The organism is Pseudomonas sp. R1-6, assembly GCF_051132115.1.
Classification (GTDB): Bacteria; Pseudomonadota; Gammaproteobacteria; order Pseudomonadales; family Pseudomonadaceae; genus Aquipseudomonas.
Genome location: NZ_CP071662.1, coordinates 661,927 through 686,802, shown reverse-complemented (window position 1 = coordinate 686,802; position 24,876 = coordinate 661,927). Strand labels below are relative to the sequence as shown.

Below are 24,876 nucleotides of genomic sequence, written 5' to 3'. Positions count from 1 at the left end.
GCAAAGGCGACAGGCGGTGCCCATGCCTGGCCAAACCACAGATTGGGTGGGAGCGAGCCTGCTCGCGAAAGCGCTGGGTCAGCTTGCATTGATGTTGAATGTGCCCTCGTCTTCGCGAGCAGGCTCGCTCCCACAGGTATTTTGGTGTTTGAGCGCTCCCTCACCACAGGGATCACAGCCCACAGGTTTATGGGTAGCTGAAGCTCTTCACCAACGTCAGCTCCCCCACCGCCCGCATGGGCACCACGAAGGTTTCCATCTTCTCGCTCGGCGTGCCTTCTTCGGTGATGACGGTGACTTTCGCCGTGGTCAGGGCCTGTTGCGCCTGTTCGACTTGTTCGCCATCGCCTTCTTCATCCTCGTCACTGCGATAACCGCCGCCGTAGTAGTTCACATACACCAGGTATTGGCCCTTGATCGGCGCGGGCATGGCGAAGATTTCCGGGCCGTAGCCGGTGGTGACGTCGACGTCGAGGGCGGCGCCGTTGGCGACGGCGCGGTCGCCGTACCAGATGTGGGCGCCGTCGGGCGTAACCAGGTGCAGGTCCAGGTCGGTACCATCGCTGTCCCAGGTCAGCAATACCCGCAGCTTGGCCGGGGTCGCGCCGCCGCTGGTATTGAGGAATTGCGTGCGGTGGCGCTGCTGGCCATCGGCGCTGCGCACTTCCACGCTGTTGCTGCCGTTGGGGAACGAGAACGGCCGATCGAAGCGGCCTTCCTCATCAACCTTCAACGGCAGGCTCACACCGTTGACGATGAGTTGGCCTGGCTCATTGCTCTTCGGCGTGCCTTTGATCTGACCGCTGATGCGCGCCGTGTTCGCCTGGCCCTGGGGCGTGTTGACGGACGAGGCCGGGTAGTTGACGGTCTGGCTGAAGCTTTCGCCCTCGCCGCCCGGCGCGCCGCTGCGCCAGCCGCCGACTGGGGTTTCTAGCTTTATCGGGTCGGCGGCCATGGCCGATGGCAACGCAGCGAGGCCGCAAAGCAACAGCAAGACCTGTGAATAACGGAGTGTCATGGTCTATTCCAGCAAGAGGTGACGGGCGAGCCCTTCGATATAGGTTTCGTCCTGGCCGTTGGGGTGAGCTTCAAAGGCCAGGTGCAGATATTCATGGGTCAGGTCGAGGCGGTCTTGCAGCGACAGCACGCCGCGCACGTAGATGCGCTGGCGCTCGCGGTCCACATACGGCCGGCCGAAGGCGACGCGGCACACCGCGAAGGAACTGATTTCGTTGTAGCCCACTTCGCTTTCCAAGCGTTGACGCCAGCCACGTCGCTGCTTCAGCAACCATTCCTGGGCGGCGGGCAATGCTTGGCAGGATGCCACCGGATTGTCCCAACGGCTGAGGCTCGCGCGCGGATAGGCATGCAGCAGGATCGCGTCGTAACGCTGGCCGTCGTGGGCTTGTTCGACGGCTTGGACCCAGGATAGTTTGTCCGGGCCGGGTTGATCGGAGTGATAAGTGACGTCGGTGCCAGCCAGGACCAGGTCGCTGGTCCAAGCGGCAATGGCCCGGGTTTCAGGCGCCGCCGGACGTGGCGCGACGCGCTGGCGATGGCTGCTGTCGTCGATGCTCAGGCAATCGCCGTTGCGCTGGGCGTTTTGCAGCAGGTAGGTGCGAATCGCCACGGCCAGGGCTTTGGCCGCTTCGGCGGGTTCGGCCTTGGCTTCGCGTTGCAGGACCCGGGCGACGTATTCCTCCCGGTCCAGTCGCGCCACCAGTTTGCCCGGCAGCAGGAACAGTTCGCCGTCGCTGTGGATGTCCAGCTGGTTACCGTTGGTGAACTCGACGCGGTAGTCGCCGCGCAACTGGCCCGGCGTGGCGGGTCGCTCGCCAGCCATCACCCGTTGCAACGGGTAACGGGCAAACAGGTCGACTTCCACGCAGCGTCCGGTGTCCACAGGCCAGCGGGACGGCAGCGCCGTGGCCAAGCCATCGCCGAATTTCTTCAGGACCTGCTGACTGGTGCCGCGGCCACCGGCCCACACCGGGGTGCCATCAGCCAGCCAACCGGCGAAACCGCCTTGGCGCGACGAGGGCCCCTGGTCGCCCAACCAACTCCAGGTCTTGACCCGCAGGCGAGCGCCCAACTGGCCGACCAACCGACCATCCGCCGCGCCGAGCACCACGTCGAGCAATACCCGACGGGCCTGCTCCTGAGCCGGTAGCATCGCCAGCGCCTTGAGCAGTTCGGCCACCGGCACCTGGGTTTGCGGCTGCAAGGTCGGCAGGTCCAACAACCATTTCGGCGCCTGGCGCGCCTGCCAGTAATCACGCCATCCCGGCGCGGAAATCCCGAGTCGCTGGGGTTCGAAATACAAACCACAGGACTTCACCAGCGCCTGATCGCGGCCGATGCTCTGCCCAGCGTTGCAGCAATAGACCTCTTCCTTCGATTCGCCGCGGCATTCGTAAACCGGCTCGCGAGCATCGGTGTCCACCAGCCAGGCGTAGACGAAGAGTTTCCACAAACTGCCCAACGGTGCATGCAAGGAATTGGTCAACGGCTGGCGATCCAGCACCTGGGTCTGGCTCACCCGCAACAGTTGACCGTCGAAGGCCAGGCGCAACGGCTCCTCCTGCGCTGTCGTCAGCGCAGGAATCAGGCACAACCACCACCAGCCCCAAGCCCTGCGCATGTCAGTTGACCGTCACCTGACCCAGCGCCGGTTTCTGCTCCCGCGCCTGGTTCTGTGGCGCATAGACCTGGGTGAAACGCACCGGCGGCAAGGTGAACTGACCCTTCTGGGAGAAGCGCACCAAATGTCGCAGGCGCAACTCGCCACTGAGGGCATCGACCGGTACCGCGTAGGCCATCTGGCCCGGCTCGAAGCGCGCCTTTTCCAGGGAAGTTGGCTCGCTGTCGGCCTTGCCCATCAACTGGATGCCCCACGTGGTGCGCTCCACATCGGCGCCCGGTGGCAACGGCACTTCGAGCATGCCGTAGCGCAGCGGTGTCGCGGCCTTGCTGTTGATGATCACTTCATCCAGGTAGAGGGCGTCGCTGGACAACGGCTTGTTGCCCACGGCTTCAAGCTTGAACGTGAAAGCCTCGTCGCCCGGCACCAGGCGCGACAGGCGACGGGTGATGGACACCGCCATCGGCGCGACGGGCGCTTGCTGACTCTGGAAGCTCAATGCCGCTTGCAACGGACGCTCCTGGGCGCCGCTGAGCGTCAGCAAGGTCGGCAACTGCGCGCCCTGCCATTGCCAGTAGGTTTCACCCGTGGCGCCTTGCTGGGCTTTCCAACCTTCGCCCGGCGTCAATGCCACGGCCGGCGCGGCCTGTTCGATGCTGCGTTGCAGCCAGGTCAGGGCCAACGCGCGTTCCAAGGTGGATTGCTGCGGCAGCACGCGCTCCAGCAATGCACTGGCGCGGGCCTGATCGAAGCCCTGCAACGACAGCAGCAGTGCTTCCACGAACGGCTGCGAGCTCAGCTCCAACTGCTGTTGCGCGGCCTCGGCCTGACGGCTGAACGCTGCGGGCAACGGCACCTTCGCCTGCTTGGCGAGGGATGCGGTCAGCACCCGGGCGCTGGCCAGGCCGAGGGCCGAATCCGGCGCGTACATGACCAGGCTGTCTTCACCGCTGTCCAGCACGCTCTCGGTGCTGTCTTCACTGGCTTTCGCCAGGTCGTCCATCAGCCCGCTGAGCAAGGTATTCACCGGCAGTTGCATCTGCTTGGCGAACGACAGGATCAACGCCCGCTGCAACAGCGGCGTGTCAGCGGCCTGCTTGGCATAGACCTCCAGCACCCGCTGCCAGTGTTCCGCCGGCAGGTTCAGGTCCAAAGCCTTGCTGGCGTGCCAGTCGGCGTAATAGGCATAAGCGGTGAGGAATGCATCCGGCTCGCCGTCCTGACCCCACCAGGTGAAGCTCGCCGACGGCCCGGCCATCTGCACCAGGCGCAAGCGGCTGTTCTGCATGATCAACCGCAAGCGGTCGCGGATCTGCGGGTTCGACGCCAGGGTCGGATACGCGATGCTCAATGGCAATAGGCGGCTGGCCGTCTGCTCGACGCCGCCGTACGGGTAGCTCAGCAATTCGTCCAGGGCAGAACGGAACAGCGCTTGCGGGCTATCGTCCAGGCGCAGGCGGATATCGCTGGCGTCGGCCGGCAGGTTCAGTGGTGTGTCGCCGCCGGCCACATCGAGGCGCTGGCTCTGGGTGACTTGCCAACCGTTGCCGATGGCATTGAGGTGCATGGCCAGGGCGTCCTGGGTCTCACCGTTCAACTGCAACTGGACGCTCAAGTCGCCGCTGCTCAGTTCCAGGGCCGGCAACGCTACGTAGTTGATGCCATTTTTCAGTTCCGCCACCACGCGCTGTTCGGCGCCGGCGTAGCGGATCAGCAGCTCGGCTTTCAAAGGTTTCTCGGACTGGCTGAAAGCGAACAGGCCCAATTGCGGCTTGTCGCCCACACGGAAGCGGGTCGGGCCGCTCCACTTCAGGTACAGCGGTTTTTCCGACGCGATGAATTGCTTCTTCTGACCGACCTGGCCGTCGTCCGCGATTGCCTTGGCGGTGATGCGCCAGCGGGTCAACGAGTCCGGCATTTTGAAGGTAAAGCGGGCCTTGCCGTTGGCGTCGGTGACCAGCTCCGGTTGCCAGGCGGCGGTGTCGACGTCTTCGCGACGCGGCCGCTCCAGCACCTTGACCCCACGCTCGCTGCGGTTGGCCTTGCCCGGCGCGCCGGGGCTGCCTGGCAGTGCCACGTCGTAGCTGATGAACGACAGGCTGGCGCTGGTGCGCACGTTGTTGCGGCGCGGGTGATAGAAGAATTGGTCGATGGTTGGCGCGACTTCCGGTTGCAGCGCGTAGACCATCTCATCGACAACGCTGACGGTCAGGTGCGCCGGGATCGCCTTGCCTGCGAACTGGGTGCCCAGGTCGACGGTCACCGTGTCGCCGGGGCGATAGGTCGCTTTGTCGGTGGTGATCGCTACGTCGATCTGCGGCGCAACGACCTTGATGCCTGCGTTCTGGAAACTGTACTGGCCGCCCTTGGTGTACAGCACGGAGAAGGTCAGGTTCGGCGCGAAATGATCCTTCACGGCGATGCGTGCGCGGTACTGGGTATCGCTGAGTTTTTCCATCTTCAGCCAGTCGGCGCCCTTGGAGAGCATCGCGGTGGCCTCGACCTTGTCCCGCTCCAGTGACAACAGCGCGTCGCTGACCGGCTCCGGGAAGGTGATCAGCGCCAGGGCTTCGTCACCCGTCTTGTACTCGGCTTTATCGAGGACGATTTCGACCGTACCCGGCACGGCCTTGATGCCTTCGCCCGTCACCGCATGGCTGGTCGCGCCGATGGCCCGGCCATGGTCGTCCTTGAGCGTGAGGTTATAGGTGCCGGGACGGTCGAAGGTCAGGCTGAAGCCCTTGTCGTTGGCGGCGAGCTTGCCTTCGCCGGTGGTCTGGTCTTCCAGACGCACCCAGGCGTAGCTGCCCGGTGTCACGGCCTTGCTTTGTTCGCTGCCCCCTTCGTTGGCGTAGCTGAACGCGACTTTCTCGCCGGCTGCGCTGAAACGTCGAGGCGCGCCCAGGCGGAAATTCGCCGCGCCGCGGTCGATGAGGATTTCCTTGGTGGTCTTGACCCGATACGCCGCGCCATCACTGGCGAACACCGTGAGCGTGTAGCGGCTCGGTTTGTCGGCGGCAGGCAAATCGAGCGTGGCGTTGCCCTTGTCATCGGTGGTCACTTCGCTGCTGGTCAGCTCGACCGGGAATTGCCCAAGGTATTGCAGCTCGTTATCCACCATCGACAACTGCTGGGCCCGCAGGCTCAGGCTGACCTTGGCGTTCGCCACTGGCTTGCCGTCCGGGTACAGCAGCACCAGATTGCCCTTGACCGGCTCACCGGTGCGGTAATCCTGCTTGGCCAGGTTCAGCGCGATCTCGAAATGCGGCTTGATGTATTCGGCCACGCGGAAGGCGCTGCTGTAGAGCTGGTCCTTGTAGCTGAAGCGCAATTCATAACCACCGGCCACGGCATTTTCCGGCAGTTGGAAACGACCTTGTGTACCGGCCTTGGAATCGAGCTTCAGGGCCAGGGTTTGCAACGCCGTGCCGGTGGCATCGAGCACGCTGACGTTGACGTCGGCGGCCGCTGGTTGCACCGAGTCGCGGGCGTTCTTGAACTCGCGACCGACGATTTTCAGCGACACCCAATCTCCTGGCCGGTACAGCGGCCGGTCAGTGAAGGCGTAGAGCTTGGTGTCGTAGATTTCGCTGTCGTAGTAAAAGCTTTCCGAGACGAATACTCCGCCCTCTTCGTCTTCACCGATGACAAACGAACGCTCCGGGCTGACGTGCTTGAGACGCACCAGGCCGTCTTCATCAGTGGCACCGCTGCTCATCACGCCCAGGCCGTCGGTCCACAGCACATTGACCTTGGGTACCGAGCGCCCTTCATGCTTGCGCGCGGCCCAGACCAGCAATTCGTCCCCGGCGATCTTGCTTACGGCCACGGTATTGGACACGAAAACCATGGTGGTCGCGCGGTATTTGCCAATCAGCGCTTCCACCAGGTACAGGCCCGGTTTCAACTGCCCCAACGGCACGTAGACGTTACCCGGCGCGACGCTGACTAACTCGCTGGACGAACCGGCCAGGTTGACGCCGGCTGGCGGCTGGATCGGCTTGGCCTGCCACAGCGGATAGCGGAACTGGCTGACCACCGGCAAACCGGGGATCAAGGCGAATTGTGCCGGCGCATCGTATGGCGTCGGCGCGATCAGGGCGTTGCCGATCTTCAGCTCCGGCACCTCTTCGGTAACCTGCTGGCGGGATTCGTAGGAGAACGCCCGCTGCATCACGCGACGGGATTTGCGGTACCAGTTGTCCCACAGGTACGCGAGGGTGTTGGACAGGCCTTCACCCTTGAACTGGCCGTCGCTGACCACCCGGTGCAGATTCTTTTGGCGCTTGAGGAACTCCAACGGCTTTTCGATCCGATAGACCCGGATATCAGCACCGCCGTAGGGCTCCATGCGAAACCGTCGGTAATCACGCCCCGGGGCTTCGAGGCGGACCATCGCCTGCTCGTCGCTGGCGAAGCTGCTGTCGGCCAGCAGGAAAAAGCTTTCACCGGACACCGGCGTATAGCCACTGGGCTCCACGGTGTCTTCGGCATTCACGAGGGGCGCCAACAACAGAGCAAACAGCAGGGGCAGTTTCGAACACAAGCGCAGCATGCGGGCACCGGTCATTGGGTGAGAAAGTTGAGTCGATAGACGCCGATGAAGTTGGGGTTGGCTGCGTCGGGTATCCATCGGGTGTCCTTCCAGTTCATGAGTTGTTGCAGGCTTGCGGAGCGCATGCCGTTGTCGGTTGGGGTGGTGGTGCCGGTGTGATAGGCGATGTAGCGGCCCATCCAGATCATCAAGTGTTGATCGTCGCCCTGATCGAAGAACATCAGGTCGCCGGGGCGGGCCTGGGTGACATCCCGGCCCACCAGGCGGCTGTTGAACTGGATCAGCTTGATCGCATTGACGTAGGGCCCGATCTTGCCGCCGCCCTGTTGCCATTGCTGGGCGAGACGCCGTTGCGCATCGCTGAGGGGCAGTTCCGGCGGCAGGTAGCGATTGGACAAGCCATTGCTGCGCAGCCATTTTTCATCGTGGACCTTTAGCGCTTCGTTGGCCGCGAAACGCACCAGTCCGGCGCAGTCCTGCTGGTACCAGCGCGGGCTCGGGCCTTTGGTCAGCTGTTCCTGGGCGATGCGCACGAACCAGGCGCGAAAGACCTGGGATTGCTGTGCATCCAGCGCCGGCGCCTCGACGGCAAGCGCCGGCCCGCCGAGCAGCAAAGCCAGCAGCAACGCCCATGCGCGGTTGCGGATCAATCCCGTCACAGCGCTTTCCATTCCAGCGGCAACCACTGCCAGCGACCGTCCGGCTCGCTGCCTTCAGGCAATGTCAGAGCGTATTTGCCGTAGCCGCCGAGGGTGCGCAGTTTAGGGATCAGATAGGTTTGCGCGGCGTTGTAGAACACCGGCTCCATGTCTTGAGGCAGGCTGTCGAGGGTTTCGCGTTGCATCAGTTGCGCCATGGAATCCGGGCCGAAGTAGACCGGCATCAGCAAGTCCTTGGGCACCACGTCGGCCATGGGCGGGAAGCGCTTGTCGAGGGTACCGAGGGCTTTGTCGACCAGCTTGTCATCAAGGGAGAACAGCAATGTCGAACCGTGGCGCGCCAGGCTCACGCGCATGAACGCCTTGCCGGTGATCGCTTCAGGCTGCTCCGCCTCCTTGGCCGCGTAAGGGCCGAAGTTGGTGCTGACCTGGCGTTGCCATTGGTGCGTTGAACCTTGTTGTTTCTCTACCACCGGGAACGCGTGTTCAGCGACATTGTTTTCATATGCCCCCACCATCGAACCAAACAGGTTGCCCAAATCGGCGTCGAGCTTGCCATCGTCTTCGTTCAGGCTCGCCACCAGCAATGGCGTGTACAGGCGAGAATCGGCGTACCAGCACAGGCCCGCCGCGCCCGCCACATGATCAACCATGGCCTGGGCGGCTTTTTCCTCGGCGCCCAGTTTCACCAGCAACGGTTTCTGCTGCTCGGCGGCCAGGGGCAACGCTACGCAGGCGCTGGCGCCCATGGGCATGGCTTGCCAGATCGGCTTGAAATCGAAGTCCGGCTGGTTTTCCAGTTCGTCCATGGCCAAAAAGCTGTGCCAGCCCTTGTCGTCCATGTCGAAGCGCAAGCCGGCGAAGTTCGGGATGAAACGCTGGTAGCCCATGGCAAGCACACTGGCGTTGACCGAGATGCGCTGCTTGACCTCGGGTGCCTTGGCCGCCAGGCCGAATGCTTCGGGGAAGAGTTTTTCCCCCGCCAGCAGGGCTTCTAAGGCCTGGGTCGAAACCATGCCGGCTTCATCGGTAGGGCCATGGCCTTGGTCGTACAGCTTGCTCGGGTTGGAGAGCACGACGAGTTTGTCGCCGTGGGAGGCGAAAACCAGGGATTTGCTGGCGTTATAGCTCAGTTGATAGAGCGCGACCTCATCGCCGCTCACCTTCAGGTCGCCGAGCTTGCTCAACTGGGTGTCATCCAGGGCGACTTTCGCCAGCGGTTCCAGGACCTTGGCCAACCCGCCGCGATCCATCACCAGCAGGAAATCCTTGAGACGACCGTCCGCCCCGCGCCACAAGGCCACGTCCGCCGGCTGGTCGAAAAGCTGCTCGATCAGGCTGTCCTGCAGCTTGAGGTCATGCTCGTAGATGATCCGGCGCAGGCTGCCGATCAGGCCGAGACGGTCGGCGTGGGCTTCGTAATAGAAGACAAAATCTTCGGTGAGCGTGGCCTTGAGAAACGGCACCGTTAACAGGTCCTTGGGCAACTGGCTCAGGGAATGCGCCTCGATCAAGCCGTCGGGACGACTCACGCCGAGTTTTTCCAACGCCAGCGCCATGGGCGGGGCCTTGGGCTTGGTCATGAACCAGCCCAACCCGGCGGCAGCGCCGGCCACCAGGCACAGCCCGATCAGAATCGCCGGCCAACGGCGCCCAGGTTTGGCGACAGGTGTCGGCGTGGTCGGGGAAGCAGTGTTGTCGCTCATATTCACAAGGGCCTATTCATCCGTGGAGCGGAGTACTTAGTAGTTGAACGTCTTGACCAGCAGCAGATCGCCAATGGCGCGCAGGGGCACGACAAAGGTTTCGCGTTTTTCATCGACGGTGTTTTCGTTGAGCACCAGGTTGATCTGCGAGGTGATTACCTCGTTCTGGTTGCTGGCTTCGTCGAAGTTGTAGCCGCCGCTGCCGTAGTTGCCCCAATAGTTCACGTACACCAGGTAAGTGCCGTGCATGGGTGCGGTCATGGTGAACATCTCGGGGCCGGGGCCGTCGACGCCGTCCGGGTCGAGGCCGCCGCCGTTGGTCAGGGCCGGCCGGCCGAAAAAAGCATGTTGGCCGTCGGGTGTGACAATATGCAGGTCGAGTTCGGCTTTCGGATCGTCCCAGCCCAGCACCACGCGGATTTGCGCCGGAGTGCGCAAGTTGTTGGCTTCATAGAATTGCACGCGCTTGAGGGACTGGCCTTCGGAGCTGCGCACCTCGACGCTGTTGGAGCCGGCGCCAAACGCGTACGGCCGGGCGAAACGCCCCTCGTCATCGGTGTAGAGATTCAGCGGGTTGCCGTTGACCGACAAACTATGGGGCTGGCGCGCCGTGCCCATGTCCTTGATCCGGCCTTCGATCATCGTGCGGTTGCGCTGCACGCCCCGATCGATCGGTGGCGTGGGGTAGGCGACTTGCGGGTTTTGCGTGCGATCGAGCAAGCCGTGGTAACGCCAGCCGCCGACCGGCTCCGACATTTCAGCCGAAGGCCCGGCCCACGCCAGCGGCGCGCCGAGCAGCACGATCAACAATGAAAGAAAACGCACTATGCCTCCTGCCATGCACGACGCAACCCGGCGCCCTTCCTCGGCGCTGCTTGTCATTGTTCGGGTTTCGTCTGAAGGCCCCGTCGCAAGAGGGCCGTAGATGGCGCGAAGAGTAGCCATTTGACGGATTTTTCACAATCGGGGGACGCGCGATTCTGTGTGGGAAATCACGTATCAAAGCTGATGTGAGCCGAATAGGGAATTTATTCGGCTCACGAAATGAGCCGAATACGGAACCCGACGTCACTTCTGACGAAATCCCGTGGCGAGGGAGCTTGCTCCCGCTGGGCTGCGCAGCAGCCCCAAACCCGCCGGGTTGATCCAGTTTGCGACCGCTGCGCGCTCGAGCGGGAGCAGGCTCCCTCGCCACAAAAGCACTGGATCATAGCCCGCATTACCCCGCCCTGATTTGCCCGAGCACCCCATGTCTGCTAGTGTCGCGCCGGTTTAACAGTCAACCGGAATAGCCGCCATGGCCCGCAAAAAAGCTGCATTGGATTTCGAACAATCTCTGGCCGACCTGCAGACGCTGGTCGAACGCCTGGAGAACGGCGAACTGTCGCTGGAAGACTCGCTGACTGCTTTCGAGCAAGGTATCGGCTTGACTCGCGACTGCCAGGCAGCGCTGGCCCAGGCCGAGCAGAAGGTACAATTGCTGCTCGAACGCGACGGCGAGCTGACCGAAGAACCTTTCGACGCGGAACAGCCTGAATGATCGGCGCCTATCAGGCCAGCAGCCAGGCCCGGGTCAATGCTGCACTGGAGACCCTGTTCAGCGCCCCGAGCCCGGAACTGGCGCGCCTGTACGAAGCCATGCGCTACAGCGTGATGAACGGCGGCAAGCGTGTGCGCCCGCTGCTGGCCTATGCCGCGTGCGAAGCCCTTGGCGGCGTGGCCGAGCAGGCCAACGGCGCGGCCTGCGCGGTCGAGCTGATCCATGCCTATTCCCTGGTGCATGACGACCTGCCCGCCATGGACGACGACGACCTGCGTCGCGGCCAGCCGACAACCCACAAGAAATTCGACGAAGCCTGCGCAATTCTTGCGGGCGACGGTTTGCAGAGCCTGGCTTTCAGCGCCCTGCTGGACCCGACCCTGAGCGAATGCCCGGCGCAGGTTCGCCTGGACATGGTCAGCGCCCTGGCGTTGGCGGCGGGCCCGGCCGGCATGGTGGGCGGCCAGGCCATCGACTTGGGTTCGGTGGGCCTGAAGCTGGATCAGAGCGCGCTGGAATACATGCACCGGCACAAGACCGGCGCTCTGATCGAGGCCAGCGTCCGGCTCGGCGCCCTGGCCAGCGGCCGGGCCACGCCGGAACAACTGCAAGCCTTGCAGACCTACGCCCGGGCCATCGGCCTGGCGTTCCAGGTTCAGGACGATATCCTCGACGTCGAAAGCGATACCCAGACCCTGGGCAAGCGCCAGGGCGCCGACATTGCGCGCGACAAGCCGACCTATCCGGCCTTGCTCGGCCTCGATGCAGCCAAGGCCTACGCCCTGGAACTGCGCGACCAGGCCCTGGCCGCGCTGCGACCCTTTGACGCGGCGGCCGAACCGTTGCGCGATCTGGCGCGTTATATCGTCGAACGACGCAGCTGATCCACGGTCAACCCATTTAAGTGCGTATCGGCCAAGTTCCGGCCGACGCGTGGGCAGCTTGCGATGCATAAGGTAAACTGCCGCCTCTTTCTATACCTATAACGATTCGCCTGATGCCCACGACGTTTCAAGAGATCCCCCGCACACGCCCGACCACGCCCCTGCTGGACCGCGCCAACACGCCGGACGGCCTGCGTCGACTGGGTGAAGCCGAGCTGGAGACCCTGGCCGATGAGTTGCGCCTGGAACTGCTCTACACGGTCGGCCAGACCGGTGGGCACTTTGGCGCGGGCCTGGGTGTCATCGAGCTGACCATCGCGTTGCACTACGCCTTCGACACACCGGACGACCGGTTGGTGTGGGACGTCGGGCACCAGGCGTATCCGCACAAGATCCTCACCGGTCGTCGCGACCGCATGGGCACGTTGCGCCAGAAGGACGGTGTCGCCGCCTTTCCGCGCCGCTCCGAGAGCGAATACGACACCTTTGGCGTCGGTCACTCCAGCACCTCCATCAGCGCCGCCCTGGGCATGGCGATTGCCGCCCGCCTGCAAAACAGCGAGCGCAAGGCGATTGCCGTGATCGGCGACGGTGCACTGACCGCAGGCATGGCCTTCGAGGCGCTGAACCATGCGCCGGAGGTCAACGCCAACATGCTGGTAATACTGAACGACAATGACATGTCGATCTCGCGCAACGTTGGCGGATTGTCCAATTACCTGGCGAAGATCCTCTCGAGCCGCACCTACGCCAGCATGCGCGAAGGCAGCAAGAAGGTCCTGTCGCGCCTGCCGGGCGCCTGGGAAATCGCCCGACGCACCGAAGAATATGCCAAGGGCATGCTGGTGCCCGGCACGCTGTTCGAGGAGCTGGGCTGGAACTACATCGGCCCCATCGACGGCCATGACCTGCCCACGCTGATCGCCACCCTGCGCAACATGCGCGATCTCAAGGGCCCGCAGTTCCTGCACGTGGTCACCAAGAAAGGCAAAGGCTTCGCCCCGGCGGAAGTCGACCCGATCGGTTACCACGCCATCACCAAGCTTGAACCCCTGGATGCCCCGGCCGCCGCGCCGAAAAAGACCGGTGGGCCGAAGTATTCCGGCGTGTTCGGCCAATGGCTGTGCGACATGGCCGCCGCCGACCCGCGCCTAGTGGGCATTACCCCGGCGATGAAGGAAGGCTCCGACCTGGTGGCGTTCAGCGAACGCTACCCGCAGCGTTATTTCGACGTAGCGATTGCCGAACAACATGCCGTGACCCTTGCGGCCGGCATGGCCTGCGAAGGCGCCAAGCCGGTGGTGGCAATCTATTCGACTTTCCTTCAGCGCGGCTATGACCAACTCGTCCACGACGTGGCTGTGCAAAACCTCGATGTGCTGTTCGCCATCGACCGCGCCGGGCTGGTGGGCGAAGACGGCCCGACCCACGCTGGCAGCTTCGACTTGTCCTACCTGCGCTGCATCCCCGGCATGTTGGTGATGACGCCGAGCGATGAAAACGAACTGCGCAAGATGCTCACCACCGGCCACCTGTTCAATGGCCCGGCGGCAGTGCGCTACCCTCGCGGCACCGGCCCGAACGCGACGATCGAGGCTGACCTTGAGCCCATCGAGATCGGCAAGGGCGTGATCCGCCGTCAAGGCAAGCAAGCGGCCCTGTTGGTGTTTGGCGTGCAGTTGGCCGAAGCCCTGAAAGTCGCCGAAAAGCTTGATGCCACCGTGGTGGACATGCGCTTTGTCAAACCCCTCGACGAAGACCTGGTGCGCGAGATGGCCGACAGCCACGAACTGCTGGTGACCATCGAGGAAAACGCCATCATGGGTGGTGCCGGCGCCGCGGTCAGCGAATTCCTGGCGCGGGAAAACATCCTCAAGTCGGTACTGCACCTTGGGCTGCCGGATCTCTACGTCGAACACGCCAAGCCTGCGCAAATGCTGGCCGAATGCGGGCTGGACGAGGCGGGGATCGAAGCGGCGGTGCGACTGCGGTTGCAGCTGTTGGGCCTGTAACTCTTCAGACCACACGGCCCCCCTGTGGGAGCGAGCCTGCTCGCGATAGCGGTAGACCAGTCGATGCTGTGCTGACTGACCTACCGCTATCGCGAGCAGGCTCGCTCCCACATTGGTTTCTGTGTGGACCACGAAATCATGGAACACCGATGAAACGCCGCCTCGCCCTCGCCCTCGCCCTGCTCCCCACCCCCGACCTGCTGGCCAATACCTTCGAACGCGACCAAGCCCTCAAGCTGCCCGACATCCTCATCAGCGCCAACCGCCAGGTAGAGGCCCGCAACGACAGCAGCGCCGCCAACACGGTATTCACCCGTGACGACATCGACCGCCTGCAACCGGCCAGTGTCACCGACTTGCTCAGCCGCGTGCCGGGCGTGCAAGTGGCGCCATTGGGCGGGCGCGGCAGCCTGCCGGGGATTTACATCCGCGGCACCAAGTCGGCCCAGAGCCTGGTGTTGGTGGACGGCCAGCGCATCGGCAACGCCACCTCTGGCGACAGCAACCTGCAACGCCTGAATATCAACCAGATCGAGCGGGTAGAAGTGTTGCGTGGCTCGCGCTCGGTGATCTACGGCGCCGATGCGGTGGGCGGGGTGATCCAGATCTTCACACGGCGCGGCAACGATCAAGGGCTGCGACCACGCCTGCACCTGGGTATTGGCAGCCACCAGACCTGGGAGCGCAGCGTGGGCATGTCCGGAGGCGACGAGCAGACGCGTTTCAACCTCGGCGCCAGCCTGGACGAAACCGCAGGAAGCAATCGGACCCACGAGTCCTACGCCAGCGACCGAGACGCCGACGCCAACCGCAACCGGTCCTTCAGCCTGAGCTTGAGCCATGCCGCCAGCGACGATCTGGAGCTCGGCCTGAACCTGCTGGATAACCGTGGCAAAAGTGAATACGACAACCCGTTCGGCCGCTTCGACCCCAGCACCTTCGAGTCCTTGCCCCAGCAGCCGTACAGCGAGTTTGCGGTAAGCAGTTTCAGCAGTTACGCGGACGCTCGGATCAACGACGCCTGGACGTCCCGCCTCGAACTGAGCCACAGCGAGAACCGTGAGAAAACGTTCGACAAGCTCAGTGATGTTCGCGAAGTCTTCAACACCTACCGCGATTCGGTGAATTGGCAGAACGACGTGACACTGGACGAGCGCAACAGCCTGATCGTGGGCGGCGACTGGTATCAAGACCGGGTCAACAGCAGCACGCCGTTCGAGGAAGACAGCCGCTGGAACCGCGCGGCGTTTATCCAGCATCGCTACCAGGCCGAAACCTTCTCGACAGAGTTGGGCCTGCGCCGCGACCAGAACCAGCAATTTGGTGGCCAGAACAGTTGGAGCGGCACCTTCACCTTGCCAGTGAACTCGGACAACGACGTATTGCTGACCTACAGCGAAAGCTTTCGCGCCCCCACATTCAACGACTTGTATTACCCGGACTTCAGCAACCCAGACCTGAAACCCGAAACGGCCAAGAGCTACGAAGTGCAATGGCGCAGCCAACTTAGCGACAGCGCCCGCCTGGAGGCTTCGCTGTACCGCACGGACCTGGAGGACGCGATCATCTTCGGCAGCGGCTCACGCCCGCAGAACGTTGCGTCGGCGCGGATCAATGGTTTCGAAGCGGCCTTGCGGCAGGAATTGTTCGGTTGGCAGGGCAACCTGGGCCTGGCCTTCATCGACCCACGGGACCGTGACAGCGGCCACACCCTGGCCCGCCGCGCTCGTCGCACGTTGAGCCTGGACCTGGACCGACAATTCGATCGCCTGGGTTTCGGCGCCACCTGGCAAGCGGTGAGCAGCAGCTATGACGACGAAAACAACCGCAATGCCCTGAGCGGCTATGCCCTGCTCGGGTTGCGCGGCAGTTGGGCGCTGAGCCGGGAAGTGAAGTTGGAGATGAAGGTGGATAACCTGTTGGACAAAGGTTACAGCCGGGCGCTGTATAGCCATGAGGGGTTGCAGCACGGGTATCGGGAGGAGGGTCGGGCGTGGTTGTTTGGGGTGACCTGGACCCCGGAATTTTGATCCAGAATCTGTTGTGCCTGGGCCGCCCCCATCGCGAGCAGGCTCGCTCCCACAATTTGATTCGATGTGAATCCAAAATCAGCGGCGCTACGAATTCTTGTGGGAGCGAGCTTGCTCGCTATTGAAGGCACCGCGGTCTACCGGTCGGGCGCAATCAACCCACACAGCCGCGCTGTCGCCTCGATCATCTGCCCACTGGGCCGCTCCAGCCCTTTGTCATCCACCAGCAAAAGTCGCCCCTGCGCCACCGGCCAGGCTTTCCAGGCATCGAGCTGTGCCTGATCCGTGGCGAGGATCATCTGCGGCTGGCGCTGGAGTACCGATTCCACACTCACTTGCGGCGCCGGTACGCTCAGGTCGGCGAACACATTGCGCGCGCCGCATATCGCCAAGGCGTCACTGATGATCTGCCCACCGCCGACGGTATACAGCGGCCGGTCCCAGACCTGATAGAACACCGGCACAGGCCTCTCCCGTCGGTAGCGTTGGCGTAGCGCCTCCAGGCGCTGGCGCAGTTGCGCCGCTCGCTGCACGCCCCGCTCCGGGCGGCCGAGTTGGGTGGCTATATCTTGAATTTGCGTAATGAGTTGATCGAGATCGTGGGGCTCGGCGATGTAGATCGGGATGCCCAACGCCTTGAGCTGCTGGCGCTGGGCCGGGCCCACGCTGCCTGGCCAAAGCAGGAGCAGATCAGGCTTGAGGCTGAGCAGGCGCTCCATATCCAGTTGGCCGTAACGCCCAACGGAAGGCAGCTCTTTGAGGGCCGGCGGACGTTCACCACCGTCCAACACACCCACCAGCAGGTCAGCGGAGTCCAGCTCAACGACTATTTCAGAAAGCGAGGGCGCCAGGCTGACAACGCGCGAAGCCGCCATCGTCGAGGCGCTGGCGGCCAGCAGGAGGACCGCCAGCCAGAGACGCATCAACCGAGCTGACGCGGGATGCGATACAGGTAGAACAGCACGGCGGTGGATAACGCCAACAGCATCAGCGGCACCGCTTCGAGGCCGACGAATACCGCCAACGCGCCAATCCAGGCCGGCAGGCCTGCCACCAGGAAAGCTGCGCGACGCCGGGCTGCCAGGGTGATCCAGGCCTCGGGTTCTTCAGGCGTATCGAGGGATTTTTGCGTGGCGATCAAGGCGTTTTTATAGCCGCCGAAAAACCGCAGGCTGACAAACATCGACGCCACGCCCGCGATGAACAGCGGCATCGCCAGCACCGGCAGGATCGCCTCGCCCTGACCAAATACCGTGTTGATCACAAATAATGGCAGCAAGGCCAGCGCCAGGTACTGCCACCAACTGACGGCCAGCCGCCGCCGAACCTGGCCGCGCGTCACGCCCGGTCGACCTCGCCCTGGTGCTCGTTGCCCATCATGTGGTCGAGTTTGCTGGCTTTGGTCGCCAGGTAGAGCTTGTTGTGAGGGTTGTGGCCGGTGTGCAGCGGCACGCGTTCAGCCACCGCGATGCCCATGTCGGTCAGTGCCTTGACCTTGCGCGGGTTGTTGGTCATCAACCGCAAGGCCTTGACGCCCAGGTGTTCCAGCATCGGCAGGCAGATGCTGTAATCGCGCAAATCGGCGGCGAAGCCGAGGCGCTCGTTGGCTTCCACGGTGTCGGCCCCGCCGTCTTGCAATTCATAGGCACGGATCTTGTTCAACAGGCCAATGCCGCGCCCTTCCTGGCGCAAATACAGCAGCACGCCGCGACCTTCACGGGCGATGGCTTGCAGCGCGGCTTCAAGCTGCGAGCCGCAATCACAGCGCTGGCTGAACAACGCATCGCCCGTCAGGCATTCGGAGTGCAGGCGACCGAGTACCGGAGCACCGTCGGCGAAATCACCCAGGCTCAGCACGACGTGCTCGCGACCGGTGGCTTCATCGAGAAAACCATGCATGGTGAATTGAGCAAAAGGCGTTGGCAGCTTGGAAGCGGCAACAAAAACGACAGGCACCGGTGTGCTCCTGATCTAGTACTGGAGATTCGCAGAGGCGGGCATTGTAACAGCACGATCCGATGGGCGCTTAGGCTGAATTATCACGCATAACCATCGAAAAGTTTGATCACAACTTCGGTGGTTTGCCGTGCTCGTCGAAGGGATAGGGTTGATTCCAACGCTCGAAAATCGGTTTCAGCTCACCGCTCTTCACTAACACTTCCATGCGTCGGTCGAACAGCGCACGCAGCACGCGACCGTTTTCGTTGTCGGCGAAGCCCAGGTACAGCGGTAGATTGATCAGCGGCGACATTTTGAATTGCTGGGGATCGTCGGCCTTGGCGAGCACCTCCTCGATCTCCATGGAAGCATCGATATAAAAATCGGCACGGTCATGGGCCAGCATCGGCAGGATTCCCACGGCGCGATGAATTTCGTTGAAACGTCGTACGTTGGGCAGGTAGTTGTCGTACTCGTAGCCGCGCACCCACACCAGTCGATAGTTGCCGATGGTGGCTAACGTTGGGGACGGCTTGGAGGCCAGCCCGAGGGCATAGATATGGTCAACATCGTAGTGCCACTTTGGGTAAAGCACTCCTGCGGACTCATTCCGATAGGCGCCGACCTGCACATCGACCTCGCCGCGCTGCACCAACCCGATCGAGCGCGTGTAGGGCACGCTACGGGTTTCCAGCTTGACGCCTTCGGGCTCGAATACCGCGCGCAAAAGCTCCCACCCCATGCCCTGCCCATCGGCCTGTGTGTAATCGGCCCACTCTTCACTGGCGGCGCGAATCTTGCCGGGCAGCGGCGCCGACTCGGCCACCCGAACGCCGAACAACGCTCCGATACACAGCAACAGCAAAAGTGCGCGGCTTACGCCCATGCCTCGTTCCCTCAGGTGAAACACCACACCAACCCTTGCATTGCAAGCCAGGCAAAAACGCCGGCCAACACGTCGTCGAGCATGATGCCGACACCCCCGTGTACCTTCCGGTCGATCCAGCGGATCGGCCATGGCTTGAGGATATCGAAGAAGCGGAACACCAGGAAACCGGCCAACAGCCATTGCCAACCTTCAGGCACCAGCCACAAGGTGATCCACATGCCGACCATTTCGTCCCAGACGATGCCTTCGTGGTCGTGTACCCGCAGGTCATCCGCCACTTTGCCGCACAGCCAGAAGCCGAACAGCATGGTGATGCCCAGCATCAGCCAGTAGCCCCAATCCGGCAACATCTGCCACAACGGTATAAAGGGTAGCGCAACCAGCGAGCCCCAGGTGCCCGGCGCCTTGGGCAAGGTACCCGAACCGAAGCCGAACGCCAGGAAATGCCAGGGATTGCGCCAGACCGAGGGCGGAACGAATTCGGCCGGTACCTGGTTGGGATGATCTGTCACGGTGTCTCCCCAAAATGTTGATAGCCCCGTGTTTGCGGGGTGATGTCGCGCCCAAGGTCGTCAACCAGCATGACGCCCTGCCCCTGCGTGACACTGCCGACCACATGGATCGGCCAGCCTTCGGCCAGAAGTGCCGACAATCGGACCGACGGCAGGGTGAACAGCAATACATAGTCGTCCCCACCACTCAGGGCGGCGTGTTGCGCGCCTGACGGGCCGAGCAACGCCAGAAGTGCATTGGACAGCGGAAGCCGGTCACGTTCAACCGTCAACGCCACGCCGGACGCCACCGCGATATGCCCACAGTCGGCCAGCAGGCCGTCGGAAATGTCCATCGCCGCGCTGGCCTTGCCCCGCAGTGCCAGGCCGAGGTCGATCTGCGGTCGCGGCGCCCAGTAATGGCCCAGCAATGGCTCGGCGACTGCAGGCTCAGCGCTGCGCTGGCCGAGGACCAGCGGCAACGCGCCGGCGGCATTGCCCAGCTCACCGCCGACACACAGCAGATCGCCGGGCTGCGCGCCGCCGCGGGTCAAGGCCTGGCTGGACGGGACGCGGCCGAACACGGTCAGGGTCAGGCTCAGGGGCCCCCGCGTGGTATCGCCGCCCACCAACGCCACGCCGCATGCCCGGGCCATCTGACTCAAACCCTGGGCATAGGCTTGCAGCCAATCAGCGGCAACCATCGGTAAGGTCAGGGCAAGGGTAAAGGCGAAAGGGCTCGCGCCCATGGCGGCCAAGTCACTGACCGCCACGGCCAGCGAGCGCTGGCCGAGCAGGAACGGATCGCAAGGATCCGGGAAATGCACACCGGCGACCAGCGTGTCGGTGGAAACCGCCAGCTGTTCCCCGGGAGGGACGGCCAGCAAGGCGCAGTCGTCGCCGATCCCCAGCGCAACGCCCTCGCCGCCCTGCGCGCATGGCGCAGCGGCGAAGTAGTTACGGATCAGCTCGAATTCACCCATAGTCAGTCGTCACAAACGCCAATCAGCGCTTGAACGCCTTCACTTCGGCTTCACGCAGGCGCGGGGCGAGCTTGTCGAGCACACCGTTGACGAACTTGTGGCCGTCGGTGGAACCGAAGACTTTCGCCAGCTCGATCCCTTCGTTGATCACCACGCGGTACGGCACGTCGACGCGCTGCATCAGTTCCCAGGTGGACAAGCGCAACACCGCGAGCTCGACTGGGTCCAGCTCATCGATGGTCAGGTCCAGGCAAGGTGCCAGGGCGTTGTCGATTTCAGTCTTGTGGGCGGGGACGCCGTGCAGGATCTCGCGGAAGTACGCACCATCGACATCACTGAAATCGTTATCGACGCGAAACTGCGCTTCGATCTCGTTCAGCGATTGCTTGGCCATGTGCCACTGATACAGGGCCTGGGTCGCGAGCTGACGGGCTTCGCGGCGCTTGACGCTTTTCGAAGGCTTGCCGGCGTCCGCAGGCTTTGGATCGCGCGGGTTGAAACGATCGCTCTCGTCGCTAATCACTTGGCCTCCAACTGCGCCAGCAGGCTGACCATTTCCAGGGCGGACAAGGCAGCTTCGGCACCTTTGTTACCGGCCTTGGTGCCGGAACGTTCGATGGCTTGCTCGATGGAATCAACGGTCAGCACGCCGAAAGCGACCGGCACGCCGAACTCCATGGACACCTGGGCCAGGCCCTTGGTGCATTCGCCGGCCACGTATTCGAAGTGCGGAGTACCGCCACGAATGACCGCACCGAGGGCGATGATTGCCGCAAATTCGCCCTTTTGGGCGACTTTCTGCGCAACCAGCGGGATTTCGAAGGCGCCAGGCGCACGGATGATGGTGATGTCGCCTTCGCTCACGCCATGGCGAACCAGCGCATCCACCGCGCCGTCGACCAGGCTTTCAACCACAAAGCTGTTGAAACGGCCGACTACCAGCGCGTAGCGGCCCTTGGGGGCGATGAAGGTACCTTCGATGGTCTTCAGGGTCATTCGTCAGATCTCTTAAAGAGCCGGAGCACGTTCGATACGCGCTCCTCAGTGATATTAGCCACGAATACAGGGCGGGAAATCCCGGGCCATTATTCGGAGGGCACGTATTCTACAACTTCCAGATCGAAACCGGATATCGCATTAAATTTCATCGGCGCGCTCATCAGACGCATCTTGCGCACGCCCAGGTCGCGCAGGATCTGCGAACCGGCGCCGACAATGCTGTAGGTGGTCGGTTTTTTCACCGGTTGCTGCTCGGTGGTCTCACGGATGTGGGCCAACAGCACGTCACCATCGAGTGGATGCCCGAGCAACAGCACCACGCCGCTGCCCGCCTCGGCCACGGCGGCCATGGCCGCGCGCAGGCTCCAGCGGCCCGGTTGCTTGACCATCAGCAGGTCGCGTAGAGGGTCCATGTTATGCACGCGGACCAGGGTCGGCTCTTCAGCACAAACAGTGCCCAGGGTCAGCGCCATGTGCACGTCGCCTTCCACCGAGTCGCGGTAGGTCACCAGGTTGAACTGGCCCAGTTCGCTGTCCAGCGGCTGCTCGGAAATCCGCTGAACGGTACGTTCGTGGATCATTCGGTAGTGAATCAGGTCGGCGATGGTGCCGATCTTGATGTTGTGCTCGGCGGCGAACGCTTCCAGCTCGGCGCGACGGGACATGGTGCCGTCGTCGTTCATCACTTCGCAGATGACGCCGGCGGGCTCGAAGCCGGCCATGCGCGCCAGGTCGCACGCCGCCTCGGTATGGCCGGCGCGGGCCAGGGTGCCGCCGGCCTGGGCCATCAACGGGAAGATGTGGCCGGGGCTGACGATGTCTTCGGCCTTGGCGTCGGCGGCCGCGGCCGCTTGTACGGTGCGCGCGCGGTCAGCGGCGGAGATACCGGTGGTCACGCCCTCGGCGGCCTCGATGGACACGGTGAACTTGGTGCCGAAGCCCGAGCCATTGCGCGGCGCCATCAGCGGCAGCTTCAGCAGCTCGCAGCGTTCGCGGGTCATCGGCATGCAGATCAGGCCACGGGCGTGCTTGGCCATGAAGTTGATGTGTTCGGCCTTGCAGCATTCGGCGGCCATGATCAGGTCGCCTTCGTTCTCGCGGTCTTCGTCATCCATGAGGATGACCATCTTGCCTTGGCGGATGTCTTCAACCAGTTCTTCGATGCTATTGAGCGCCACGCGGCACCCCCTTGGGTCAGGATTTGAGGTAGCCGTTAGCGGCCAGAAAGCTTTCAGTGATATTGCCGGCTGCTGGCTCCGCGGCCTTGTCGCCCAGCAGCAGACGCTCCAGATAGCGGGCCAGCAGGTCGACCTCCAGGTTGACCCGACGACCAGGCCGGTACGAGGCCATGATGGTTTCGCTCAGGGTATGGGGGATGATCGTCAGCATGAACTCAGCGCCGTCCACCGCGTTGACCGTCAGGCTGGTGCCATCGACGGTGATCGAGCCTTTATGGGCGATGTACTTGGCCAGCTCTTTCGGGGCCCGGATACGAAACTCCACGGCCCGGGCGTTATCGGTACGCGAGACCACTTCGCCGACACCGTCGACGTGGCCGCTGACCAGGTGCCCGCCGAGGCGCGTGGTCGGCGTCAGGGCTTTTTCCAGGTTGACCGGGCTGCCACTCTTGAGATCGTTCATCGCGGTACAGTCGAGGGTTTCGCGGCTGACGTCAGCCAGGAAGCCATTGCCGGGCAGCTCGACGGCAGTCAGGCAGACGCCGTTCACGGCGATGCTGTCGCCCAACTTGACGTCGCTCAGGTCGAGCTTGCCGGTTTCGACATGCACCCGCACATCGCCGCCCTTGGGGGTGAGTGCGCGGATACTGCCGATGGATTCGATGATGCCGGTAAACATGGAGTCCTCCTCGAGAACGGGCCGCCGCTTGAGCGAAAGCCGGGAATTATACGCTGGCCGATGAAACGGGAACGGCGATGACTCGCCAGTCATCGCCCACGGCGCGGATTTCGGTGATTTTCAGCGGCGCGGCGTCCTTCATCTGCGCCAGCGGCCAGTCCAGCAGCGGTCGCGCCGAGGAGCCCAGAAACTTGCCGGCGATGAAAATCTGGAACTCGTCCACCAGGCCCTGACGGGCAAAGGCTCCCGCCAGGCGCGGGCCGGCTTCCACCAACACTTCGTTGACGCCTCGGGCCGCCAACTCCGCCAACAGGCGGCGCAGATCGACCTGACCGTCGTCACCCGCCACGATCATGCATTCGGGGCCGTTGGCGTACTGTTCTTCCACCGCCATGCAGGTAGCGACGAGCGCCGGGCCGGCCCTGAAAAACGGCGCATCCAGCGGCACTCGCAAGCGGCCGTCCACCAGCACCCGCAGCGGCGGACGGCTCATGGCCAAGGCGGTCTGCTCGGCGTCCAGCCCGAGCTCGTCGGCACGCACGGTCAGCCGGGCATTGTCCGCCAGCACCGTATCGGCGCCGGTCAGCACCACGCTGGCCTGGGCCCGCAGGCGTTGTACCGCCGAGCGCGCGGCGGGGCCGGTGATCCACTGGCTCTCGCCACTCTCCATGGCGGTGCGCCCATCAAGGCTCATGGCGAGCTTGACCCGCACGAACGGCAGGCCATGTTCCATGCGCTTGAGGAAACCTTCATTGAGCTTGCGCGCTTCGCCTTCCAGCACGCCGCTTTCTGTGGCGATGCCGGCCTGGGCCAGCCGCTGCAGGCCGCGCCCGGCGACTTCCGGGTTCGGGTCTTGCATCGCGGCCACCACCCGCGCCACCCCGGCGGTGACCAACGCATCGGCACAGGGCGGTGTGCGCCCATGGTGGCTGCACGGTTCGAGGGTCACGTAGGCCGTGGCGCCCCGGGCATTTTCACCGGCGGCGCGCAGGGCATGGACTTCGGCATGGGGTTCGCCAGCGCGGATGTGCCAGCCTTCGCCGACGACTTCGCCGTCCCGCACGATCACGCAACCCACCCGTGGGTTGGGATGGGTCGTGTAGTGACCGCGTCGCGCCAATTCCAGGGCGCGGGCCATGTAATGGGCGTCGAGGACGGCTTGTTGCGCCGGGCTGGTCATTCTTTCACCGGCTCGCGGGCCAGGCGGTCGATTTCCTCGCGGAACTCATTGAGGTCCTGGAAACGCCGGTACACAGAGGCGAAACGGATGTAGGCCACTTCATCGAGCTTCTGCAGCTCGGCCATCACCAGCTCGCCGACCACCAGGGATTTGACCTCGCGCTCGCCGGTCGCCCGCAGCTTGTGCTTGATGTGCACCAGCGCGGCTTCCAGGCGTTCGACGCTCACCGGGCGTTTTTCCAGGGCGCGCTGCATGCCGGCGCGCAGTTTTTCTTCATCGAACGGCTGGCGACTGCCGTCGGTCTTGATCAGGCGCGGCAACACCAGTTCAGCGGTCTCGAACGTCGTAAAACGTTCGCCGCAGGCCAGGCATTCGCGGCGGCGGCGGACCTGTTCGCCCTCGGCGACCAGTCGCGAGTCGATGACTTTGGTGTCGTTGGCACCGCAGAAGGGACAGTGCATGGTGGGCAGGCAACAAAAAAAGGGAGGGCCATGGTAGCGCATCCCACTGGC

Annotated in this window: 22 protein-coding genes; 4 read left to right on the top strand and 18 right to left on the bottom strand. The window is 63.5% G+C overall.

Annotated features, from left to right (window positions below; genetic code table 11):
* Positions 1 to 187 precede the first annotated feature (187 nt).
* From J3P81_RS03165 to J3P81_RS03140, 6 genes are read right to left on the bottom strand one after another with little or no spacing between them, the layout of a single operon-like run.
* Positions 188 to 1,018 (bottom strand): YfaP family protein, encoded by an 831-nt coding sequence (locus J3P81_RS03165; protein ID WP_434562090.1) that lies wholly within the window; start codon positions 1,016 to 1,018, stop codon positions 188 to 190.
* Between the two features lie 3 nt (positions 1,019 to 1,021).
* Complete coding sequence (locus tag J3P81_RS03160) at positions 1,022 to 2,641, bottom strand: DUF2300 domain-containing protein (RefSeq protein WP_434562088.1); 1,620 nt, start codon at positions 2,639 to 2,641, stop codon at positions 1,022 to 1,024.
* 1 nt (position 2,642) lies between these two features.
* On the bottom strand, positions 2,643 to 7,211 hold the full coding sequence (locus tag J3P81_RS03155) for an alpha-2-macroglobulin family protein (protein WP_434564074.1): 4,569 nt from the start codon (positions 7,209 to 7,211) through the stop codon (positions 2,643 to 2,645).
* Positions 7,208 to 7,867 (bottom strand): DUF1175 domain-containing protein, encoded by a 660-nt coding sequence (locus J3P81_RS03150; protein WP_420767564.1) that lies wholly within the window; start codon positions 7,865 to 7,867, stop codon positions 7,208 to 7,210. Before J3P81_RS03150 ends, J3P81_RS03155 begins: the two co-directional genes overlap by 4 nt.
* On the bottom strand, positions 7,852 to 9,561 hold the full coding sequence (locus tag J3P81_RS03145; protein WP_434562086.1) for a DUF2138 domain-containing protein: 1,710 nt from the start codon (positions 9,559 to 9,561) through the stop codon (positions 7,852 to 7,854). Before J3P81_RS03145 ends, J3P81_RS03150 begins: the two co-directional genes overlap by 16 nt.
* A gap of 36 nt (positions 9,562 to 9,597) precedes the next feature.
* Positions 9,598 to 10,389, bottom strand: coding sequence for a YfaP family protein (locus J3P81_RS03140; RefSeq protein ID WP_420767584.1), 792 nt, complete (start codon positions 10,387 to 10,389; stop codon positions 9,598 to 9,600).
* A gap of 469 nt (positions 10,390 to 10,858) precedes the next feature.
* Between J3P81_RS03140 and J3P81_RS03135 the strand changes: the two genes are divergently transcribed.
* From J3P81_RS03135 to J3P81_RS03120, 4 genes are all read left to right on the top strand, one after another.
* Positions 10,859 to 11,101, top strand: coding sequence for an exodeoxyribonuclease VII small subunit (locus tag J3P81_RS03135; RefSeq protein WP_003185917.1), 243 nt, complete (start codon positions 10,859 to 10,861; stop codon positions 11,099 to 11,101).
* Complete coding sequence (gene ispA, locus J3P81_RS03130) at positions 11,098 to 11,985, top strand: (2E,6E)-farnesyl diphosphate synthase (protein ID WP_420767562.1); 888 nt, start codon at positions 11,098 to 11,100, stop codon at positions 11,983 to 11,985. The genes J3P81_RS03135 and ispA overlap by 4 nt, the downstream gene beginning before the upstream one ends.
* Before the next feature lie 113 nt (positions 11,986 to 12,098).
* The gene (dxs, locus tag J3P81_RS03125; protein WP_434562084.1) at positions 12,099 to 13,997 is read left to right on the top strand and encodes a 1-deoxy-D-xylulose-5-phosphate synthase; all 1,899 of its coding nucleotides are present in this window, start codon (positions 12,099 to 12,101) and stop codon (positions 13,995 to 13,997) included.
* Positions 13,998 to 14,146: 149 nt separating this feature from the next.
* Positions 14,147 to 16,027: a TonB-dependent receptor domain-containing protein gene (locus J3P81_RS03120; RefSeq protein ID WP_434562082.1), complete on the top strand. Its 1,881-nt coding sequence runs from the start codon at positions 14,147 to 14,149 to the stop codon at positions 16,025 to 16,027.
* A 137-nt stretch (positions 16,028 to 16,164) separates the two neighbouring features.
* Here J3P81_RS03120 and J3P81_RS03115 read toward each other — a convergent pair whose 3' ends face one another.
* The 12 genes from J3P81_RS03115 to nrdR all read right to left on the bottom strand — a co-directional run bounded on the left by J3P81_RS03115 (position 16,165) and on the right by nrdR (position 24,825).
* A complete protein-coding gene (locus J3P81_RS03115; RefSeq protein ID WP_434562080.1) occupies positions 16,165 to 16,950 on the bottom strand; it encodes a cobalamin-binding protein in 786 nt (261 codons plus the stop codon).
* Positions 16,950 to 17,369: an MFS transporter gene (locus J3P81_RS03110; RefSeq protein ID WP_420767558.1), complete on the bottom strand. Its 420-nt coding sequence runs from the start codon at positions 17,367 to 17,369 to the stop codon at positions 16,950 to 16,952. The genes J3P81_RS03115 and J3P81_RS03110 overlap by 1 nt, the downstream gene beginning before the upstream one ends.
* A complete protein-coding gene (ribA, locus tag J3P81_RS03105; protein ID WP_420767557.1) occupies positions 17,366 to 17,983 on the bottom strand; it encodes a GTP cyclohydrolase II in 618 nt (205 codons plus the stop codon). Before ribA ends, J3P81_RS03110 begins: the two co-directional genes overlap by 4 nt.
* Before the next feature lie 109 nt (positions 17,984 to 18,092).
* Entirely contained in the window at positions 18,093 to 18,851 is a 759-nt protein-coding gene (locus J3P81_RS03100) for a substrate-binding periplasmic protein (protein WP_434562078.1), read from the bottom strand.
* Between the two features lie 11 nt (positions 18,852 to 18,862).
* Positions 18,863 to 19,366 carry a phosphatidylglycerophosphatase A family protein gene (locus tag J3P81_RS03095; protein ID WP_420767555.1) on the bottom strand — a complete coding sequence of 168 codons (504 nt, stop codon included), beginning with the start codon at positions 19,364 to 19,366 and terminating at the stop codon, positions 18,863 to 18,865.
* Positions 19,363 to 20,328, bottom strand: a complete 966-nt coding sequence (thiL, locus tag J3P81_RS03090) for a thiamine-phosphate kinase (RefSeq protein WP_434562076.1) — start codon at positions 20,326 to 20,328, stop codon at positions 19,363 to 19,365. Before thiL ends, J3P81_RS03095 begins: the two co-directional genes overlap by 4 nt.
* Before the next feature lie 22 nt (positions 20,329 to 20,350).
* Positions 20,351 to 20,851, bottom strand: a complete 501-nt coding sequence (gene nusB / locus J3P81_RS03085) for a transcription antitermination factor NusB (protein ID WP_039594265.1) — start codon at positions 20,849 to 20,851, stop codon at positions 20,351 to 20,353.
* The gene (gene ribH / locus J3P81_RS03080; RefSeq protein WP_039594266.1) at positions 20,848 to 21,324 is read right to left on the bottom strand and encodes a 6,7-dimethyl-8-ribityllumazine synthase; all 477 of its coding nucleotides are present in this window, start codon (positions 21,322 to 21,324) and stop codon (positions 20,848 to 20,850) included. The genes nusB and ribH overlap by 4 nt, the downstream gene beginning before the upstream one ends.
* An 89-nt stretch (positions 21,325 to 21,413) precedes the next feature.
* A complete protein-coding gene (gene ribBA / locus J3P81_RS03075) occupies positions 21,414 to 22,505 on the bottom strand; it encodes a bifunctional 3,4-dihydroxy-2-butanone-4-phosphate synthase/GTP cyclohydrolase II (protein WP_420767553.1) in 1,092 nt (363 codons plus the stop codon).
* Positions 22,506 to 22,521: 16 nt separating this feature from the next.
* Positions 22,522 to 23,184: a riboflavin synthase gene (locus tag J3P81_RS03070; RefSeq protein WP_420767552.1), complete on the bottom strand. Its 663-nt coding sequence runs from the start codon at positions 23,182 to 23,184 to the stop codon at positions 22,522 to 22,524.
* A gap of 46 nt (positions 23,185 to 23,230) precedes the next feature.
* The gene (gene ribD, locus J3P81_RS03065; protein WP_434562074.1) at positions 23,231 to 24,364 is read right to left on the bottom strand and encodes a bifunctional diaminohydroxyphosphoribosylaminopyrimidine deaminase/5-amino-6-(5-phosphoribosylamino)uracil reductase RibD; all 1,134 of its coding nucleotides are present in this window, start codon (positions 24,362 to 24,364) and stop codon (positions 23,231 to 23,233) included.
* Positions 24,361 to 24,825: a transcriptional regulator NrdR gene (gene nrdR, locus J3P81_RS03060; RefSeq protein WP_013694316.1), complete on the bottom strand. Its 465-nt coding sequence runs from the start codon at positions 24,823 to 24,825 to the stop codon at positions 24,361 to 24,363. Before nrdR ends, ribD begins: the two co-directional genes overlap by 4 nt.
* Positions 24,826 to 24,876: the final 51 nt, after the last annotated feature.

Bases quoted from the DNA above. Each gene is read 5' to 3' on its own strand.
- J3P81_RS03165 (WP_434562090.1), bottom strand. From the start codon at position 1,018: ATGACACTCCGTTATTCACAGGTCTTGCTGTTGCTTTGCGGCCTCGCT.
- ribH (WP_039594266.1), bottom strand. From the start codon at position 21,324: ATGACCCTGAAGACCATCGAAGGTACCTTCATCGCCCCCAAGGGCCGC.
- nrdR (WP_013694316.1), bottom strand. From the start codon at position 24,825: ATGCACTGTCCCTTCTGCGGTGCCAACGACACCAAAGTCATCGACTCG.
- dxs (WP_434562084.1), top strand. From the start codon at position 12,099: ATGCCCACGACGTTTCAAGAGATCCCCCGCACACGCCCGACCACGCCC.
- J3P81_RS03150 (WP_420767564.1), bottom strand. From the start codon at position 7,867: ATGGAAAGCGCTGTGACGGGATTGATCCGCAACCGCGCATGGGCGTTG.
- J3P81_RS03145 (WP_434562086.1), bottom strand. From the start codon at position 9,561: ATGAGCGACAACACTGCTTCCCCGACCACGCCGACACCTGTCGCCAAA.
- J3P81_RS03070 (WP_420767552.1), bottom strand. From the start codon at position 23,184: ATGTTTACCGGCATCATCGAATCCATCGGCAGTATCCGCGCACTCACC.
- J3P81_RS03120 (WP_434562082.1), top strand. From the start codon at position 14,147: ATGAAACGCCGCCTCGCCCTCGCCCTCGCCCTGCTCCCCACCCCCGAC.
- J3P81_RS03160 (WP_434562088.1), bottom strand. From the start codon at position 2,641: ATGCGCAGGGCTTGGGGCTGGTGGTGGTTGTGCCTGATTCCTGCGCTG.
- J3P81_RS03100 (WP_434562078.1), bottom strand. From the start codon at position 18,851: ATGGGCGTAAGCCGCGCACTTTTGCTGTTGCTGTGTATCGGAGCGTTG.
- ispA (WP_420767562.1), top strand. From the start codon at position 11,098: ATGATCGGCGCCTATCAGGCCAGCAGCCAGGCCCGGGTCAATGCTGCA.
- J3P81_RS03135 (WP_003185917.1), top strand. From the start codon at position 10,859: ATGGCCCGCAAAAAAGCTGCATTGGATTTCGAACAATCTCTGGCCGAC.
- J3P81_RS03155 (WP_434564074.1), bottom strand. From the start codon at position 7,211: ATGACCGGTGCCCGCATGCTGCGCTTGTGTTCGAAACTGCCCCTGCTG.
- thiL (WP_434562076.1), bottom strand. From the start codon at position 20,328: ATGGGTGAATTCGAGCTGATCCGTAACTACTTCGCCGCTGCGCCATGC.
- ribD (WP_434562074.1), bottom strand. From the start codon at position 24,364: ATGACCAGCCCGGCGCAACAAGCCGTCCTCGACGCCCATTACATGGCC.
- J3P81_RS03115 (WP_434562080.1), bottom strand. From the start codon at position 16,950: ATGCGTCTCTGGCTGGCGGTCCTCCTGCTGGCCGCCAGCGCCTCGACG.